Origin of the sequence: Sphaerotilus sp. (assembly GCF_034519685.1) — a bacterium.
Classification (GTDB): Bacteria; Pseudomonadota; Gammaproteobacteria; order Burkholderiales; family Burkholderiaceae_C; genus Sphaerotilus.
Map to the genome: position 1 here is coordinate 304391 of NZ_JAXHOF010000006.1, position 17561 is coordinate 321951.

The window sequence follows — 17561 nt, forward strand, 5'->3', positions numbered from 1 at the left end:
CAACACACTCCCGTCGTTCAGCGCTCGCAGGCGAAGCTGGCCGCCAGTTCCGAATCACCGCTCTTGTAGCGGGCCACCATCGGATATGGGCACAGCGGGCGCGTGCGGTTGGCGGACCAGGTGGACGGCACGTCGGCGTTGACACCGCCGGCATTGCCGGTGCCGCGGGCCCCAGCCACGATGCGATCGGGGGCCGCACCGCGTTCCACCCAGTCCACCAGCGCCGTCAAGGCGTCGTATTGGTCAGTTGCCGGCCCACCCCGTGAGTGGCCCATGCCCGGCACGCGGAAGAAGCGCACCGCGTCTGCAGCGCGACCGGCCAGCCGCTGGTCCAGCGCGTCGTACCAGGCTGCGGTGTCATCCACCGAAAACACACCGTCAGCCGATCCGTGAATGACCAACATCTTGCCGCCGCGCAAGCGCATCGTGTCCAGGTTGGCAGGGTCGGGGGGCGTCATCAGTGACATGGCGCTTTCGGTATGCACACTGTTGGTGGCGAAGATATTGGGCGCGTCGGTGTCCATGTTGAAGCTCAGCGCATAGCTCAGCGTGTTGCTCAAGGCGGTGGTGACCGGCGGCACCGAGAAGATGTGCGCCACCGCCACCGGGTCGCGCCCGCCGCGCACCGAGTTGCGGAACTTCCAGTCGGCCCAGCCGGTGGCCGAAAGGCCGGGGTCGTAGGCCCAACGGGCATAGAGCGCTGTACCAGCGCTGTTCTTGGCGCCAGCAAAGACATCGGCCACGACAGTCTTCTGCGCGGCGCTCAGGCAGGTGGTGCCATCGCGCGCAGCGCTGCAGGTGGGCACATCGCGCGCCAGATCAAAAGCCGTGCGGCAGGCGTCGGCGTCTTGTACCAATCCGTCGGCAACGCCGTCCAGCGCGTCGCATTTTCCCAAAATAGCGTTGGCCACCAGCCGGCGTTCGGTCTGTGTGAAGGCCGATTCCAGATCGTAGAGGGGTGCTGTGCCGGTGGAGGTGACCACCTTGTTCCACTGCTGCGCACCCCACAGTTGAGCAACCGCAGCCTTGGGCAGGTTGAAGCCGGGCGAGTTGGCCAAGAAGCCGTCGTAGTCAGCAGGCAGGCGGGCCGCTGCCACCATGGCATGACGGCCGCCATTGGAGCTGCCAGCGAAGTAGGAACGGTCGGGGCCCTTGTTGTAGGCAGCGAGGATCAAGGCCTTGGCCATCGGGGTCAAGCTGCGCACCGCCTGGTAGCCGTAGTCCAGCCGAGCTTGCGGGTCAATGCCAAACAGCGGGTTCTGCGCGCCGCTGTGCCCCGCGTCAGAACTGAGGACTGCAAAACCCATTTGCAGGCCGTTGCGCAGCAGCCCGCCGCTGCCGAGGGAGCCGCCACCATCGGCCACCGCCACAGTACCGTCGGTGCCGCCGTTGCCCTGGTGCAGGAAGCGGCCGTTCCAGTCGCGCGGCAGGCGCATCTGGAAGCCGATGGCGTAGGTCTGGCCATCGACCGTGCTGACACGATCGTTCATGCGACCGACCACCAGGCAGTGCTCGCCCACGGGCTGGCCCGCATTGTTCAAGGTGCCCGAAGCCACCGTGCTGGCGGCCGTGACGGTGGTGCCGGCAAACGAGAAGCCGCTCAGGGCGGTGCAGCTGGACAGGGTGGCAGCTTGCGCGGCCGTGAGCTGCGGCAGGGGTAGGGGTTGTTCATCGCTGCCGCCACAGGCCATCAGCGTCGTGCTGGCTGCCAGCGCAGTGAGAAGGTAGGGTCGAAAGATCATGTTTTTGTCTCCGTTGTCGTGGTTGTGGTGGGTGAAGAAAGCTCAAGCCGTCCGACCGGTGGACTGGCCCATACGAGCGGTATCGAGAAAGGCCAGCGCGGTAGCGTTGAAGCGCTCTGGCTGGTCGCGTGGCACCGGATGGCCCGCACCTTCAATGCTTGCAACTTGGGCTTGCGGCATGGCACGCCGAACGTTGCCAAACACTTCAGCGTGAATGGCGGGCGTCTGGAGGCCTGACACCAGCAAAACCGGGCAGGTCAGACTGGCCAATGTTTCTGGAGCGAGCTGGGGAAATTCGTTGCTGGACAGGGCCAGCATGCGCATCGCGCGCGCGCTGCGCAGGCGCTTGGCCAATGCAGCGTCATCCAGTGCCAACGCCCCGCCGGCATGAATGCCGCCGGTCATCAGCTGTGCACCCAGCCGGTCGTCACCACGGCGAAAGGCCGCGTTGGCGGGCTCCACAACGGATTGCCGAAAGCGCGCCAAAGCCGCCCGGCCTGTGGCGCTGAATTCGGCGTAGCACAGCATGGCGGGCTCGACCGCGACGATGGCCGCCACCCGCTCGGGCTGCTGCTCCGCCAGCGCCAGAGCGATGAAGGCGCCATACGAGCTGGCCACCAGCACCGCCCTTGCAATGCCCAGTGCGGTCATGAACTGGGCCAGATCCTCGGCCTCGATCAAGGCCGAGTGCGAGGGCGACGGCATGTCGTTGCGGTTGGGGTGGTTGTAGCGCCGGCTGTAGGTGGTGCAGCGGTACCGATCGCAAAACGCCGACCACTGGGGCGCCCAGGACTGCCAGTCCCCCATCACCCCATGCACGAAGATCAGTGGCTCGCCCGCACCGCCCTGCAGGTAGTGCAGCTCGACCCCCGAGGGCAGCGTGGCGCGCTGCAACGGACCATCCAGGCCGTTGACGGTGGTGTCCATGCTCATTCGCTCATTCAAGTTTCAGCCCGCTCGCCAGGGCCCTGTAGCGCTCATCCTCCGCCAGCAGAAAGTGACCGAACTCGGCGGGTGTCTGGTAGGGCACGGCGGTGTCGCCCAGCCTGGCCCTGCGCTCGGTGAACTCTTTGTCAGTCAGGATCGCCTGGACCACCCGGCTGATGCGGTCCACCACACTGCCCGGCATCTGAGGCGGACCGGCCAATGCCGCCCAGATCTCGACGACCACGCCCTTGACCGACTGCGACTCGTTGGCCGTGGGCAGGTCCGGCGCAGACGCCTGGCGCTTGTCCGACAGCACGCCCAGCATGACGAGCTTGCCGGACCGCACCTGGGCCAGGGCCGCCGGCAAGGTCATCACGCCCAGGTCCAACTGGCCGCCCAGGAGATCGTTGAGCAGCGGCGCGCCCCCTTTGTAGGGCACGCCCAGCAGGTCAATGCCGGCAGCACGTTGCAGGGCCACGGTGGCAAAGGCCTGGAGCGAGGCATTGCCGGTGGTGCCCACCGACAGGCCATTGGGTTTCTGGCGCGCCAGCACCACCAGCGCGTCCAGGCTCGCCACACCCAGGCTCGGACGCGCGGTGATGGTCATTGGCGTGACCCCCACTTTGGCCAGCGGGGTGAAGTCGCGCACGCTGTAGCCGGCCGCCCGGTTGGCGATGGGCGTCACCACCATGTCGCTGGTGGTGCCGAACAGGAGGGTGTGGCCGTCTGGCGCGCTGCGCAGCACGCGCTGTGCGCCAATCGCCCCAGAAGCCCCCCCGATGTTCTCGACGATCACCGCCTGGCCCAGTCGCTTGCCCAGCTCTTCAGCCATGCTCCTGGCGAGGTTGTCAGCGGCACCGCCGGCCGCGTTGGGCACGATCAGCGTGATGGGTCTGTCCGGGTAAGCGTCCTGTGCTGCGACTGGCACGCAGGCGACCGCCAGCAAGGCGGCGGACAGCGTTGTCAGGACGCGGCGCCTGGGGCTTGCATTGCAGTGCATCGGCATGTCTCCAAGTCTCCAGATCGTTCTTGTCTTGTCTTGCGGTGTGCCCGATTGTCGAACTCTGAATTTCGAAAGAGCGTAAAAATCAGGCTTTGATATATTGTTTGCTTATAGCTAGAGCCGCCCTCTGACCATGAACACCACCGCTGCGACCGTGCTGTTGGCTCGCCTCATGGCCCGTGCGCGCTTTCGGCATCTGCAGCTTTTTGTCAAGCTGGCGGCGCTGGGCAACCTGAAGCGCTCGGCCGAAGCCCTGAACATCAGCCAGCCGGCGGCCACGCAACTGCTGGCCGACCTGGAGCGGCTGGTGGAGGTGGCGCTTTTCGACCGCCATGCACGCGGCGTGCGCATCACGCACGCGGGCGAGGTGCTGCTGCCAGTGGCCCGGCGTGCACTGGACGCGATGGTCGACGCCAGCGAAGCCCTGACCGCTGTCAAGCGCCAGGGCGAAGGCGTGGTGCGACTGGCCGCGATCACGGGTGCGATCTCGGGCTGGCTGGTGCGGGCGCTGCCGGCTTTTGCCCAGACCGCGCCGGACATCCAGATCCAGGTGATGGAGTGTGAGGTGGACCGCTGTGCAGAACTGGTGTCCCAGCGGCAGGTGGACCTGGCCCTGTGCCGGGCGCCGGTCGCCATGCCCAGCGGCAGCACGTTCCACCCCCGTCTGCACGATGACTTCGTCGTGGCGTGCGGTCTGCACCACCCGCTGGCCTGCCGACAGCGCGTGGCCTGGGAAACCCTGGCCCGGGAGCGCTGGCTGCTGCCGCCCGTGCAGAGCGCCGCGCGGCGCGCGTTCGACGAACGCATGGAGGCGCTGGGGGCTTGCCCCCCGACGAGTCCTGTGGTCACCCGGGTGCCGGCGGTGACCTGGGCGATGTTGCGGGGCGATCGGCTGCTGACCCTGGTGCCTTATGGCGTGGTGCGGCAGCTGGTCGAGGCCGATCAACTGGCCGTCGTCGATGCCCACCCCACCTTGCCGTTTGCGCCGCTGGGCTGGTTGTTGCCCGACACGGGCGTGAGCGAGGCCACACAGCGCCTGCTGCACCACCTGGACACATTCGCCGACCGACCGATCTGAACCCGGACAGCACCATGCAAGAACTCAGCCCCCCCGTCCCCGCCCCCGACCTGACCGTTGACCTGTTGCAAGCGCTGGCCTCTGGGCAGCCAGTCCTGACGCCCCGGGCCAGCTTGGTCTGGACTGCCGTCGTGGACATCGACGCACGGGAAGCCCTGGGCCCGTCCATTCATGGCGAGCGCTTCATCGTCTCCATCCGTGGCGGCCGATTCTGGGGTGGCCCCGACCACGCCTGGTTCACTGGCCTCGTGCGCCCTGGGGGGGCCGACCGCCAGTGGCTGCGGCCGGATGGCGTGAAAGATCTGCACGCACTCTACGAACTGCAGACCGATGACGGCGCTGTGCTCACGATCGACAACCGTGTGCTCGTCGACGAGTCCGTCCAGCCGACGCGCTATGCCTTGTCACGCATCACCGTCACGGCCCCCGAGGGCCCACATGCGTGGCTGAACCGTAGACTGTTCGTCGGCACCTTGCAGCCGTTGCGACCGGCACGCGATGCGGTGCTGATCCGAGCCTTTCTGATGGAAACCTGAGCTGCTCCCCTGGACGGCAGGGCCACCGTCCTCCGTGCTGCCTTGCGGCGCTGAGTGCCGTATCGTGTCCACACCTTGTTGTTGCCCCGAGGCGCTCCATGACCCCGCTCCACCTGCTCCTGATCGACGCGCAGAACGACTTCTGCGACCTGCCGGCGCCCGCTCATCCCGCTTTGCCCGTGAAGGGCGCCGACGCTGACCTGCGCCGCGTGGCCGCGCTGGTGCGCGACGCGGGCGAGGCGCTCGACGCCATCACGCTGACGCTCGACAGCCACCACCGCCTCGACATCGCGCACCCCGGCTTCTGGTGGGCGGCCATGCCGGGGGCCGAGGTCGGGCCGTTCACGCCGATCACCGCCGCCCAGGTGCGCGCGGGCCAGTTCCAGCCGCGCAACCCCGCTGCATTGCCGCGCACGCTCGCCTACCTCGATGCGCTCGAAGCCCAGGGTCGCCACACGCTGATGGTCTGGCCGGTCCACTGCGAGGTCGGCACCTGGGGCCACCAGCTCCACGACGCCGTGCGCGAGGCGTGCGCCGACTGGGAACTCCGCCGCCAGCGCGCCAGCCATGTCGTCTTCAAGGGCCTGAACCCGTGGACCGAGCACTACAGCGCGCTGCAGGCCGAGGTGCCCGATCCCGCTGACCCCGACACCGGCCTGAATCGCGCGCTGATCGCCCGGCTTGACACGCCCGGCCGGCTGCTCATCGCGGGCGAGGCGGGTAGCCACTGCGTGCGCGCCACGGTCGAGCACCTGGTCGCCAACCTGCCCGACCCGACGCCCGCGCGCCTGTCGCGCCTCACGCTGCTGACCGACGCGATCAGCCCGGTCGGTGGTTTCGAGGCGCAGCAGGCCGCGTTCTTCGCGGACATGCGCCAGCGCGGCCTGCGGCTGGCGACCTGTGCCGAGGTCATCGCCGAGATGAAAGCCTGAGATGCACAGCCCCGCCGTCATCACCAGCCTGCTGGAAACCGACCTCTACAAGTTCACGATGTGGCAGACCCTGCTGCACCGCCACCCGGCGACGCAGGCCGAATACCGCTTCGTTTGCCGTAATCCGGGCGACGCCGCCTTCCCGCTCTCGGAACTGCTGCCCGAGGTCAACGCCGCGCTCGACCACCTCTGCACGCTGCGCTTCACCGAGGACGAGCTGGCCTGGCTTGGCGGGCTGCGCTACATGAAGTCGGACTTCATCGACTTCCTGCGCCTGTTCCAGTTCCAGCGCGCCTTCCTCCGCGCCTGGGCCGAGGGCGACACGCTGCACATCGAGGCCCGCGGGCCGCAGGTGCATGTGATGGGCTTCGAGATCCCGGTGCTGGCGCTGGTCAACGAACTCTATTTCCGCCGCTTCGACGCCACCGCCGCGCACGCCGAAGGCCGCCGCCGCCTCGCCTGGAAGATCGACCAGATCCGCGCGCTGGCGGACGAGCCGGCGCGGCGCCACCCCTTCGAGCTGTTCGAGTTCGGCGTGCGGCGGCGCTTCTCGGGCGCCTGGCAGCGCGAGGCCACGGCCACGCTGCAGCGCGAGCTGCCCGGCGTCATGAAGGGCACCTCCAACGTCCACCTCGCCCGCACCCTCGGCCTGACCCCTATCGGCACGATGGCGCACGAGTACCTGCAGACCTACCAGGCGCTCGGCGTGCGGCTGCGCGATTTCCAGAAGGCGGCGCTGGAGGACTGGGTGCAGGAGTACCGCGGCGACCTCGGCATCGCGCTGACCGACGTGGTCGGCATGGATGCCTTCCTGGCCGACTTCGACCTGTACTTCGCCAAGCTCTTCGACGGCCTGCGCCACGACTCGGGCGACCCGTTTGCCTGGGGCGAGAAGGCGCTGGCGCACTACGCCAAGCTCAAGATCGACCCGCACACGCGCCGGCTGGTCTTCTCCGACGGGTTGACGGTGGACAAGGCGCTGGCGCTCTACCGCCACTTCGCCGACCGCGTGCAGCTCGGCTTCGGCATCGGCACGCAGCTCAGCAACGACGTGGGGCTGAAGCCGCTCAACATCGTGATGAAGCTGGTGCGCGCCAACGGCCAGCCAGTGGCCAAGCTCAGCGACAGCCCCGGCAAGACGATGTGCGAGGACGAGACGTTTCTGGCGTACCTGCGGCAGGTGTTCGGGGTGGCTACGCCTGCTCCGTGAGGTGCAGGACATCCCACCCCTGCCGTGGCTGCGCCTGCGCCTGGCGCTCGGCGCTTTCATGCCGCTTGATCCCGACGTACAGGTCCACCAGGGCGTCGCCGAGCACGCGGCGCAGGGCGGCGTTGTCCTCCAGCGCGTCCAGCGCCTCGCCCAGCGAGCGCGGCAGCGCCGGGGGCACGGGCCGGGGTTCGGCGGCGCAGTCCAGCCCGAGCTGCCCCAGCCCGAGCGTGGCCGCCAGCGTCAGGTAGGGATTGGCGTCGCCGCCGGGCAGGCGGTTCTCCACCCGACGGTTGGCCGCGCTGGAGGGTGGAATGCGAAAGGCCACGCCCCGGTCATCGCCGCCCCAGCTGGCGGTGGTCGGTGAGGCATCGCCCCGGGTGATGCGGTCGAAACTGTGGTCGTGCGGGGCGAACAGCGCCAGCGCCGCCGGCGCGTCGTGCTGCAGCCCGGCGATGAAGTGGCGCAGGGCCGGGGTGTCACGGCCTTCGGTGTCGCTGAAGGCGTTGAGGCCGCTGGCGGTGTGCTGCAGGCTGACGTGCCAGTGCATGCCGCTGCCGGGCTGGTCGAGGAAGGGCTTGGCGATGAAGGTCGCCAGAAAGCCCTGTCGCACCGCCGTCTCGCGCGCCAGCCGCTTGAAGCGCCACACCGCGTCGGCCATCGCCAGCGGCTCGCCGTGGGCGAAGTTGACCTCGTACTGGCCGCAGGCGGATTCGTGTGCATGGCCCGTGACCGGCACGCGCTGCTGCGCGCAGGCGGCGAACAGGGCGTCGAAGTAGGCCGAGAAGTGCGATGTCCGCTCCAGCGAGGCGATCTCCAGCGCGTGTTCCCGCGAGCCGGACCCGCCCGGCACCCCGGCCGCGCGCAGCCCGTCCGCGTGGCGCTCGACAAGGAAGAACTCCAGCTCCGGCGCCACCGTGGCGCGTAGCCCGGCGTCCGCCAGCCGCCCGATCATCCGGCGCAGCGCCGCCCGTGGCGAGAAGCGGCGGGCGTCCGGCTGCAGCCCGGTCGGCTCGCAGATGACGCTCATCCGGTCCTCGCGCCCCGGCACCGGCACGGCGGTGGCCAGATCAGGTTCGAGGTGCAGGTCGCCATACGCCTCGGGCAGCAGCGTCCCGAACACCGCCGCCGGCTCCCCGCCCGTGAGCGTCACGCCCAGCACCACCGACGGCAGCTTGCAGCCGCGCAGCGCCTCGAAGTCGGCGCGGGAGACGACCTTGCCGCGGGCGACCGAGGTGAGGTCCGCGACGGCGCACTCGACCGTGCGGATCAGGGGACTCCACGCGCTCATGGCCGCCCCCGTTCCACGCCGAGCAGGTCCGCGCCGAGCGCCTCGGCCACCTCGATGCCGTCCACGCCCGCCGACATGATCCCGCCGGCGTAGCCCGCGCCTTCGCCGGCGGGGAACAGGCCGCGCACGTTCAGGCTCTGGTAGTCACGGCCCCGCGTGATGCGCAGCGGCGACGAGGTGCGCGTCTCCACGCCGGTCAGCACGGCGTCGACCATCGAGAAGCCCTTGATCTGCTTTTCAAACGCGGGCAGCGCCTCGCGGATCGCGTCGAGCGCGTAGACGGGCAGCGAGCCGTGGTCCTTCTGCGCCAGGTCGGTCATCCGCACGCCGGGCTTGTACGACGGCTCGACGCTGCCCAGCGCCGTGCTGCGCTGGCGCTTGATGAAGTCGCCGACGAGCTGGCCCGGCGCCTGGTAGCCGCCTTCGCCGAGTTCGTAGGCGCGCGACTCCCAGATGCGCTGGAACGCCATCCCGTCCAGCGGGTTCACCGGGCCGGTGCCGCCGGGGTCGCGGCGGTAGTCCTCGGGCGAGATGCCGACGACGATGCCGGCGTTGGCGTTGCGCTCGTTGCGCGAATACTGGCTCATGCCGTTGGTGACGACGCGGTTTGGCTCGGAGGTCGCGGCCACCACCGTGCCGCCCGGGCACATGCAGAAGCTGTAGACCGCGCGGCCGTTTTTCGCGTGGTGGACCAGCTTGTAGTCAGCCGCGCCGAGGATCGGATTCCCGGCGTTCGGGCCGAAGCGGGCGCGGTCGATGACGCTCTGTGGGTGCTCGATGCGGTAGCCGATCGAGAAGGGCTTGGCCTCCATGTAGACGCCACGTTCGTGCAGCATCGTGAAGGTGTCGCGCGCGCTGTGGCCGAGGGCGAGCACGACGTGGTCGGCGCGGAGTTCTTCGCCCGAGGCCAGCGTCACGCCGCGGATGTGGCCGTCCTCGATGCGCACGTCGCTCACGCGCTGCTCGAAGCGCACCTCGCCGCCCAGCGCGATGATCTCAGCGCGGATCTTCTCGACCATGCCGACGAGCCGGAAGGTGCCGATGTGCGGCTTGCTGACATAGAGGATCTCCTCCGGCGCGCCGGACTTGACGAACTCGGTCAGCACCTTGCGCGTCAGGTGGCGCGGGTCGCTGATCTGGCTCCAGAGCTTGCCGTCGGAGAAGGTGCCGGCGCCGCCCTCGCCGAACTGCACGTTCGACTCCGGGTTCAGCGCGCGCTGGCGCCACAGGCCCCAGGTGTCCTTGGTGCGTTCGCGCACCGCCTTGCCGCGCTCCAGCACGATGGGCCTGAGCCCCATCTGCGCCAGGATCAGCGCCGCGAAGATCCCGCACGGCCCGAAGCCGATCACCAGGGGACGCGGGCGCTCGCCGTTCACCGCGAAGTCCGCGGGCGCATGGCCGACGAAGCGGTAGGTGGTGTCCGGCGACGGCCGCACATGCGGATCGCCCTCGAACTTCGCCAGCAGCCCCGCCTCGTCGCGCACGTCGCAATCGACGGTGTAGATCAGCACGATCGCGGTCTTCTTGCGCGCGTCGTAGGCGCGCTTGAAGACGGTGAAGGCCACGAGGTCGGCGTCCTCGTCCAGGCCCAGCCGGGCGACGATGGCCGGACGCAGGGCGTCCTCGGCGTGGTTCAGCGGGAGGCGGAGTTCGGTGATTCGGAGCATGGCGAGATTGTCGCCGCACCGTGAGACCTCTCACCTCATGTCCGATACCCCGGGTCCATCCGCTCCAGCTTGCGGATCAGCGCCGGCCACACGAACGCCCCGCCGAGACCGCCAGTCTGCACCTTCATCGCGTGCGCGGTGCCGGCGATGATGGCGGGATGCACCTCGGTCAGCGCACCGCCGGCCTGGGCCGCGATCTGGATCTGGCAGGCGCTTTCGAACACGTACATCGCCAGGAACGCATCCGCCACGCTGCGCCCGACCGTCAGCAGCCCGTGGTTGCGCAGGCAGAGGAAGTTGGCGTCGCCCAGGTCGGCCTGCAGGCGCGGCTGCTCGTCCGGGCGGAACGCCACGCCCTCGTAGCCGTGGTAGGCCAGCGAGGCCAGCACGAAGGTGCTCTGCTGCGAGATCGGCAGCACGCCGCATTGCTGCGCCGCCACCGCGACCCCGGCCCGCGTGTGGGTGTGCAGCACGCATTGGGCGTCCTCGCGCGCCGCATGCACGGCGCTGTGGATCGTGAAGCCGGCCGGGTTGATCGGGAAGGGGCTGTCCTGCAGCTTGTTGCCGGCCTGGTCGATGCGGATCAGCGACGAGGCCGTGATTTCCTCGAACATCAGGCCGTAGGGGTTGATCAGGAACTGGTGGCCCGGGCCGGGCAGGCGGGCGCTGATGTGCGTGAAGACGAGGTCGCTCCAGCCGTGCAGCGCCACCAGCCGGTAGGCGGCGGCGAGGTCGCAGCGCAGTTGCCACTCTTCGGGGCTGACCTGGTCTTGCACGGAAGGGATAGGGAACATGGGGTCTCCTTCGCAGGGCGCGGGTGGAAACCGCCCACTATCCGACCGTCTGCCCCCCTGGCGGCGACACGCGCGCGACACTGCGGGAATGTCCGGGGGCCGGCGGCTCCAGGGCCGGCCACTGTGCGATCGGCACCGGCCGGCCGAACAGGAAGCCCTGGAAGGCGGGGCAGCCATGCAGCAGCAGGAAATCGCGCTGCGCCACCGTCTCGACGCCTTCCGCGACGACCCGCAGGCCCAGCGTGCGGCTCATCGCCAGGATGGCCTGCACGATGGCGGCGTCGTTGCTGTCGTCCACCAGGTCGCGCACGAAGGAGCGGTCGATCTTCACCTCGTCCAGCGGCAGGCGCTTCAGGTAGGACAGCGAGGAGTAGCCGATGCCGAAGTCGTCGAGCGAGAAATGCACGCCTAGCAGGTGCAACTGCTGCATCCGCTCGATCACCTCCTCGACCCGCTCGACGACGATGCTCTCGGTCAGCTCCAGCGTCAGCCGGGTCGGGTCCGCGCCGCTGGTGTGCAGGCTGCGGCGCACGCGCTCGACGAAGTCGGGCTGGTGGAACTGGCGTGCGCTGACGTTCACGGAGAGTTGCAGGTGCCGGTGCGCGGGCTCGCCGGCCCACTGCGCCAGCTGTGCGCAGGCGGTGTCGAGCACCCACTGGCCGATGTCGATGATCAGACCGGTTTCCTCGGCCAGCGGGATGAACTGGTCCGGTGGCACCAGGCCGCGCACCGGATCGATCCAGCGGATCAGGGCCTCGGCGCCGGTGAGCCGGCCCTGGATGTCGACCTGTGGCTGGTAGTGGAGCTGGAACTGGCCCTGCGCGAGCGCCTGGCGCAGGGCGTTTTCCATCGCGATGCGGGCGTCGATGGCGGCCTGCATGGCGGGGTTGAAGAAGCGGATGGCGTTGCGGCCGGCGTCCTTGGCCTGGTAGAGCGCGACATCGGCCTGCTTGAGCAGTCCGTCGAGCGGCGTGTCCCGGCCGCGCAGCAGGGTCATGCCGATGCTGGGGCTGCTGCGGTGGTCCGGCGTCGCGTCGTTGAGCGCATAGGGCTTGTTCAGGAGCACATGCACCTTCTCGGCGACCAGCTCGGCCTGGCGGACTGCGGCGGTTTCCTGGGAATCCAGTCCCTCGATCAGCAGCGCGAACTCGTCGCCGCCGAGGCGGGCCACGGTGTCGATGCCACGGACGGCGCCTTGCAGTCGCCGTGCGACTTCGATCAGCAGACGGTCCCCGACGTCGTGGCCTTGTGTGTCGTTGAGCTTCTTGAAATGGTCGAGGTCGAGCAGCAGCAGGGCGTGGTGTGCCTGGCTGCGTGCGCTGCTGGCCATGGCGTGACCGAGCCGGTCGAGCAGCAGGCGCCGGTTGGGCAGGCCGGTCAGCGCGTCGTAGTAGGCGAGTTGACGGATCTCCTGCTCGGCCTGCTCGCGGCGGCGGGCCGCCCGGGTGAGGGCGCCGATGCCGGCCAGCACCAGGCCCGCACACAGCAGGCTGGCGCCCACGATGAGCAGGGCTGCGTGCCGCCAGTCCGCCAGGAAGATGCGCTCGGGCACGACGAGGGTGATGACCAGCGGGTAGCGATCCGCCTTGCGCACCGCCGACAGCCGCAGCTCGGGGCTGCCATTGGAAAAACGCGGCGAGTCGGTCAGCTCCACGGCGTCCGGCTCGCCGCGCATGACGACCACGCGGTGCGTCGCACCCGTGGAATTGACCTTTCCGATCAGCGGGTCCAGGTGCGGCGCCCGGGCCAGCAAGGTCAGGTCGGCGCGGTAGAGCGAAACGGACGCGCCCTCGCCAAGGCTGTCGACCACGCGGCCGTACAGCCCGGTGAAGGCCTCGGCCGACAGCCCCACCAGCACGAGGCCCAGGAACCGGCCCTGGGCGTCGTCGATCCGGCGGCTGACGTAGAAGGTCCACCGGCCATTGCCCTTGTTGCGCACGGCGGTGCTGATGTGGTCCCCGAGCTGTGGCTGGTCCCGGTGGGCCTTGAAGTAGTCGCGTTCGGCCAGGTTGATCGGGGGCACCGGGTAGGCGCGGCTGAAGTTGAGGTTGTCCCCGTTGCTCGCCACGATGGTGGCGACATCCAGCTGGGGGAGCCCCTTGATCTTGTCGCGCAGCAGCTGGTGCATCTCGACCGTCGCCATCTTTTGCCGGAAGTCGGCTTCGTCCTTGACGCCGACCCGGCTGACCCGCTCGGTGATCGCGTCGAGCACCAGGAAGGCCGAGAAGATGGTCTGCGAGGTGTGTTCCGTGAGGAGGAAGGAGGTGCTGCGCAGGTTGCGGCGCCAATCCTCGATTTCCTTGGTGCGCAGCGCGATGACCGAAAGCAGTGCGCCCGCCGCGATGGCCAGGATCAGCAGGCTGCCGTACAGGCGCACGATGGCACTGGCGCTGGCGTCGGCCAGGGCTGGAGGTGCGGGGTGGAGCGGGGACATGCGCTGTTCGGATCTGCGGTCTGCGGTCTATGGCCGGCCGGCAAGGTTAGAAGACTTCACGAGCATGCACCTGAAGAAGGGACGGCGAGCGGGCAGAAATGCATGCAATCAGGGCTTGATCGGGGCCATGCTGTCGCAGCCCCGACAATTGCGGCCTGACGACCCCTTCCGGCAGCCCTGCTGCCCTGCTGTCCGATCGACCGATGCCTCCATCTCCATTCCAAGCTGCCATCGTCGACCTCGATGGCACCATGGTCGACACCCTCGGCGACTTTGTTGCCGTGCTGCGCATGACGCTGTCTGAACTGGGTCTGCCCGTCGTGGACCGCTCTTTCGTCGAGCACACCGTCGGCAAGGGCAGCGAGCACCTGATCCGCACCACGCTGGCCCATGTCGGCGGCGACGCCGGGCTGTACGACGCGGCGTGGACGGCCTACCAGCGCCATTACCTGGCCCTCAACGGCCAGCACGCGGACGTGTACCCCGGTGTGGTCGAGGGGCTGGAGCGCCTGCGCGACGCGGGGCTGCGGCTGGCCTGCCTGACGAACAAGCCGTTGGCGTTCGCCCAGCCGCTGCTGGCGAGCAAGGGGCTGGACGGGTTCTTCGAGGTGGTGTTCGGCGGCGACAGCTTCGCGCGCAAGAAGCCCGATCCGCTGCCGCTGCTGGAGACCTGCCGGGCGCTGGGCACGCGGCCGGCGCAGACGCTGATGGTCGGCGACTCCAGCAACGACGCGCAGGCGGCGCGGGCGGCGGGCTGCCCGGTCGTGCTGGTGACCTATGGCTACAACCACGGCGAGCCGATCCGGGCGGTGCCGGCGCTGGCCCATGTGGAGCGCCTGGATCAGTTGCCGTTGTCCGGCGTGCTCAGCGGCTAGTGTTGCGTCAACGATCCACTGTCGCACCCCAAGTGCCGTCATCCTCGCGAATGCGAGGATCTACGCCCGCCAAAGACGGTCATGTCCCTGCGTGGGTGCCCGCTTTCGCGGGCATGACGGTGATGTGTTCGCGCAGGCTGTCCGTCAAGTCAGCTGTGACACGACACTAGCCCACCACTGCGGCAGCGCCAGCGACAGCGCCGGGATCGCCGACAGCAGCAGCGTCCCCAGCAGGATCGCCCCCACGGCCGGCACCACGGCGCGCGCCACTTCATGCATCGGCCGCTTGAACATCGCCGAGGCGAAGTAGAGGTTCATCCCGGCCGGCGGGCACAGGAAGCCCATCTCCATCGCGGCCAGGAAGATCACGCCGAAATGCACCGGGTCGATGCCATACGACTGCGCCACCGGCAGCAGCAGCGGCACCAGCACCACCAGCGCGGCAAAGATCTCCATCAGCGCCCCGGCCAGCAGCAGGAACAGGCTGAGCACCAGCAGGAACAGGTAGCGGTTGGGGATGACCTGCTGCACCCACTCGGTGGCGGCGTCCGGGATGCCCGCGTCGATCAGGTAGTTGGTCAGCCCCAGCGCCATGCCCAGGATCAGCATCACCCCGCCGATGACCTGCACGCTCAGCGCCAGCGCCGCGCCCAGGCCGCGCACCGTGAGTTCCCGGTGGGCGAGGGACTGGGTCAGCAGCGCGTAGGCGGCGGTCAGCGCGGCGCTCTCGGTCGGCGTGGCCAGGCCGCTGACCAGTGAACCGATGGCCACCACCGGCGCCAGCAGCTCCCACTTGGCCTGCCACAGTGCCGCGCCCAGGGCGGGGCGCGGGGCGGCGTCTGGCGGCGCGGCGTTCTGGTTCGAACCGGCCCGCAGGAAACCCCCGAACACCAGCAGGCACGCCACCATCACCACCGCCGGCACCAGCCCGGCCAGGAACATGGTGTTGATGGGCACGCGGGCGATGATGGCGTACAGGATCAGCGGCACCGACGGCGCCAGCAGCACGCCCAGGGCGCTGGCGCTGGTGACCAGCCCGATGCCCTGGCGCTCCGGGTAGCCGGTCTTGTTCAGCAGCGGCAGCAGCAGCCCGCCGAGTGCCAGGATGGTCACGCCGCTGCCCCCCGTGACGGCGGTGAAGCCCGAGCACATCACCGCCGCGGCGATCACCGTGCCCCGCACCCCCGGCCCGAACAGCGCGACGAACACCTGCCCCAGCCGCCCAGCCGCGCCCGTGCGCGCCAGGATCAGCCCGGCCAGCGTGAACAGCGGCAGCGCGGGCAGCGAGGGGTTGACGGTGATCTGGTAATGCGACAGCGGCACCGAGGCCAGCGGCTGCCCTTCGTGCGCGAACAGCGCCAGCGCCAAGCCGCCCAGCACCGTGAAGATCGGCGCCCCGCCCACCAGCGCCAGCACCAGCCACACGACCACCACCGGCAAGGGCAGCGGCAGGTCACCGTCCAGACGCCCCGAGACCGCGACACCCGCCAGCGGCAGCACGACCGCGGCGACCCAGGCCAGTGCCCGGTGTCCGCTGGCCATCCCCGCCCGCCGACCCAGGCGCATGCCCAGCCACACGAACCCGAGCGGCAGCACCGCCTGGAACGCCCAGACCGGCATGCCGTAGGCAAGTGCATGGCCGGCGGAGCGTTCGCTCTCGACGAGCTGCGCGCTCGCATAGGCCAGTACGCCGCACAGCAGCGCCGCGCTGGCGGAGGCGAGCCCGCCACGCCAGCCGGTTGTGGGGGCGTTGCCGGCCAGCGTGGTGAGGTGGCCGGTGCGCTCGGCGGCGACGGCGCCGAACATGGCGAGCACCAGTCCGAGGTGCTGCACCAGCACGGGCGCGTTCGAGATGCCCTGGCCCAGCAGCGGGCGCGCCGCCATCTCTACCAGCGGGATCAGCAGCATCAGCACCAGCGCGCCGCTGGCGACCACGGTGTCGACCGGCCAAGGGCTGCGCGGGCTGGCCGCAGCCGGTGGCGCGGCGAGGGTCGGCGCGGCGCTCACGGGCGGGACGGGTTGGCGCGGTAGGCCTTCAGGTGCGCCATCACCTCGTCGAAAGTGTCGGCCGGCACCATGGTGCCGCGGATGCGCGGGTAGAGCCTGTCCGCCAGGGACTGCCATTCCTTCATCTGCTCGGCATTCGGGCGGTGGATGGTCAGCCCGCGCTTGGCCATCGCGGCGGCGGCATCCACCACTTCCTGGCGCGCCTGCGTGCGCAGCGCGGCGCCGGCCTTCTCGCCGGCGGCGCGCATCGCGGCCTGCTGGGCGGGCGCCATGTCGTCCCATGCCTTGGCGGTGAACACCAGCGCGCCCACGATCGGCGCCCAGTTGATCTCCAGCATGTGGCCGGCGGTGGTGTAGACCTGACTGGCCAGCGCGAAGTAGGGCGTCGAGGGCACGACATCGATCATGCCGGTCTGGATCGCGGGCAGGATGTCGCTGGTCTCCAGCGGCACGGGGGTGTAGCCCAGGCTCTTCATGATGGCCTGCTGCTCCGGTTCCGAGCCCCAGGCGAAGAACTTCATGCGCTTGTAGTCGTCCGGGCGGACTGCCGCCTCCCGCGAGAAGAAGCGCACCCAGCCCGCATCCCCCCACGCCAGCACGACGAATCCCTTGTCGAGGAAGCGCTTTTCCATCGCCGGGCGCATCTTCTCGCGCACGTAGTCGACCTCGGCCCAGTCGCGGAACAGCAGCGGCAGGTTCTGCAGCGCGGCGATCGACGGCTCGATCTCGCGCAGCCCGACCACGCTCAGCAGCGCACCCTGCAACTGCCCGATGCGCATGCGGCGCGCCATCTCGGCCTCGCCGCCCTGGCTGCCGTCGGCGTAGACGAGGGCCTTGGCGCCGTCGCCCTGGCCGGTGCGCCACAGCTCGGCCAGTTCGACCAGTTGGCGGTGGTAGAGCGAATTCTTGGGCGCGACGGTGCCCAGCCGCAGCGAACGGGGGGCCGCGTGCAGCGTCGGGGTGGCGAACAGGCCGGCCAGCGCCAGGGGCGTTAGCAGGCAGTGGCGGCGCAGTCTCGAATCCAGGGTCATCGTGGGCAGTCGGGTCGTCGGGGTCGGTGGGGTCAGG

The 17561-nt window shown here is 69.5% G+C and carries 14 protein-coding genes; 5 read left to right on the forward strand and 9 right to left on the reverse strand.

The genetic code is table 11. The annotated features are described in order from the left end of the window. Nucleotides 1-17 precede the first annotated feature (17 nt). From U5O44_RS12465 to U5O44_RS12475, 3 genes are read right to left on the reverse strand one after another with little or no spacing between them, the layout of a single operon-like run. Complete coding sequence (locus tag U5O44_RS12465; RefSeq protein ID WP_322588790.1) at nt 18-1742, reverse strand: tannase/feruloyl esterase family alpha/beta hydrolase; 1725 nt, start codon at nt 1740-1742, stop codon at nt 18-20. 42 nt (nt 1743-1784) lie between these two features. Continuing rightward, entirely contained in the window at nt 1785-2669 is an 885-nt protein-coding gene (locus tag U5O44_RS12470; protein WP_322588791.1) for an alpha/beta fold hydrolase, read from the reverse strand. A 10-nt stretch (nt 2670-2679) separates the two neighbouring features. Then, the gene (locus tag U5O44_RS12475) at nt 2680-3669 is read right to left on the reverse strand and encodes a Bug family tripartite tricarboxylate transporter substrate binding protein (RefSeq protein WP_322588792.1); all 990 of its coding nucleotides are present in this window, start codon (nt 3667-3669) and stop codon (nt 2680-2682) included. 136 nt (nt 3670-3805) lie between these two features. Here U5O44_RS12475 and U5O44_RS12480 point away from each other — a divergent pair, with 136 nt between their 5' ends. The 4 genes from U5O44_RS12480 (at nt 3806) to pncB (ending at nt 7428) form a co-directional block, all read left to right on the forward strand. After that, nucleotides 3806-4750: a LysR family transcriptional regulator gene (locus U5O44_RS12480; protein ID WP_322588793.1), complete on the forward strand. Its 945-nt coding sequence runs from the start codon at nt 3806-3808 to the stop codon at nt 4748-4750. 14 nt (nt 4751-4764) lie between these two features. Beyond that, the gene (locus tag U5O44_RS12485; RefSeq protein WP_322588794.1) at nt 4765-5286 is read left to right on the forward strand and encodes a DUF3237 domain-containing protein; all 522 of its coding nucleotides are present in this window, start codon (nt 4765-4767) and stop codon (nt 5284-5286) included. Nucleotides 5287-5384: 98 nt separating this feature from the next. Then, nucleotides 5385-6218, forward strand: a complete 834-nt coding sequence (locus U5O44_RS12490; protein WP_322588795.1) for a cysteine hydrolase family protein — start codon at nt 5385-5387, stop codon at nt 6216-6218. A 1-nt stretch (nt 6219) separates the two neighbouring features. Beyond that, nucleotides 6220-7428, forward strand: a complete 1209-nt coding sequence (pncB, locus tag U5O44_RS12495; RefSeq protein ID WP_322588796.1) for a nicotinate phosphoribosyltransferase — start codon at nt 6220-6222, stop codon at nt 7426-7428. On the opposite strand, the gene U5O44_RS12500 is transcribed toward pncB, so the two are convergent. From U5O44_RS12500 to U5O44_RS12515, 4 genes are read right to left on the reverse strand one after another with little or no spacing between them, the layout of a single operon-like run. Continuing rightward, on the reverse strand, nt 7412-8716 hold the full coding sequence (locus U5O44_RS12500; protein WP_322588797.1) for a glutamine synthetase family protein: 1305 nt from the start codon (nt 8714-8716) through the stop codon (nt 7412-7414). The two genes, pncB and U5O44_RS12500, sit on opposite strands and share 17 nt — an antisense overlap. Then, nucleotides 8713-10383: an NAD(P)/FAD-dependent oxidoreductase gene (locus U5O44_RS12505; protein WP_322588798.1), complete on the reverse strand. Its 1671-nt coding sequence runs from the start codon at nt 10381-10383 to the stop codon at nt 8713-8715. Before U5O44_RS12505 ends, U5O44_RS12500 begins: the two co-directional genes overlap by 4 nt. A gap of 35 nt (nt 10384-10418) precedes the next feature. Continuing rightward, nucleotides 10419-11177 carry a class II aldolase/adducin family protein gene (locus tag U5O44_RS12510; RefSeq protein WP_322588799.1) on the reverse strand — a complete coding sequence of 253 codons (759 nt, stop codon included), beginning with the start codon at nt 11175-11177 and terminating at the stop codon, nt 10419-10421. A gap of 37 nt (nt 11178-11214) precedes the next feature. Beyond that, complete coding sequence (locus tag U5O44_RS12515; RefSeq protein WP_322588800.1) at nt 11215-13611, reverse strand: bifunctional diguanylate cyclase/phosphodiesterase; 2397 nt, start codon at nt 13609-13611, stop codon at nt 11215-11217. 203 nt (nt 13612-13814) lie between these two features. On the opposite strand from U5O44_RS12515, the gene gph reads away from it, so the two are divergent. Then, entirely contained in the window at nt 13815-14486 is a 672-nt protein-coding gene (gene gph, locus U5O44_RS12520) for a phosphoglycolate phosphatase (RefSeq protein WP_322588801.1), read from the forward strand. Nucleotides 14487-14630: 144 nt separating this feature from the next. On the opposite strand, the gene U5O44_RS12525 is transcribed toward gph, so the two are convergent. Together U5O44_RS12525 and U5O44_RS12530 are read right to left on the reverse strand one after the other, a co-directional pair. Continuing rightward, nucleotides 14631-16493 carry a TRAP transporter large permease subunit gene (locus U5O44_RS12525; RefSeq protein WP_322588802.1) on the reverse strand — a complete coding sequence of 621 codons (1863 nt, stop codon included), beginning with the start codon at nt 16491-16493 and terminating at the stop codon, nt 14631-14633. Continuing rightward, nucleotides 16490-17524 (reverse strand): TRAP transporter substrate-binding protein, encoded by a 1035-nt coding sequence (locus U5O44_RS12530; RefSeq protein WP_322588803.1) that lies wholly within the window; start codon nt 17522-17524, stop codon nt 16490-16492. The genes U5O44_RS12525 and U5O44_RS12530 overlap by 4 nt, the downstream gene beginning before the upstream one ends. Between the last annotated feature and the right edge of the window lie 37 nt (nt 17525-17561).

Coding starts and splice junctions, on each gene's coding strand:
- U5O44_RS12475 (WP_322588792.1), bottom strand. CDS start 3,669: ATGCACTGCAATGCAAGCCCCAGGCGCCGCGTCCTGACAACGCTGTCC.
- pncB (WP_322588796.1), top strand. CDS start 6,220: ATGCACAGCCCCGCCGTCATCACCAGCCTGCTGGAAACCGACCTCTAC.
- U5O44_RS12500 (WP_322588797.1), bottom strand. CDS start 8,716: ATGAGCGCGTGGAGTCCCCTGATCCGCACGGTCGAGTGCGCCGTCGCG.
- U5O44_RS12485 (WP_322588794.1), top strand. CDS start 4,765: ATGCAAGAACTCAGCCCCCCCGTCCCCGCCCCCGACCTGACCGTTGAC.
- U5O44_RS12510 (WP_322588799.1), bottom strand. CDS start 11,177: ATGTTCCCTATCCCTTCCGTGCAAGACCAGGTCAGCCCCGAAGAGTGG.
- U5O44_RS12470 (WP_322588791.1), bottom strand. CDS start 2,669: ATGGACACCACCGTCAACGGCCTGGATGGTCCGTTGCAGCGCGCCACG.
- gph (WP_322588801.1), top strand. CDS start 13,815: ATGCCTCCATCTCCATTCCAAGCTGCCATCGTCGACCTCGATGGCACC.
- U5O44_RS12530 (WP_322588803.1), bottom strand. CDS start 17,524: ATGACCCTGGATTCGAGACTGCGCCGCCACTGCCTGCTAACGCCCCTG.
- U5O44_RS12515 (WP_322588800.1), bottom strand. CDS start 13,611: ATGTCCCCGCTCCACCCCGCACCTCCAGCCCTGGCCGACGCCAGCGCC.
- U5O44_RS12490 (WP_322588795.1), top strand. CDS start 5,385: ATGACCCCGCTCCACCTGCTCCTGATCGACGCGCAGAACGACTTCTGC.
- U5O44_RS12465 (WP_322588790.1), bottom strand. CDS start 1,742: ATGATCTTTCGACCCTACCTTCTCACTGCGCTGGCAGCCAGCACGACG.
- U5O44_RS12480 (WP_322588793.1), top strand. CDS start 3,806: ATGAACACCACCGCTGCGACCGTGCTGTTGGCTCGCCTCATGGCCCGT.
- U5O44_RS12505 (WP_322588798.1), bottom strand. CDS start 10,383: ATGCTCCGAATCACCGAACTCCGCCTCCCGCTGAACCACGCCGAGGAC.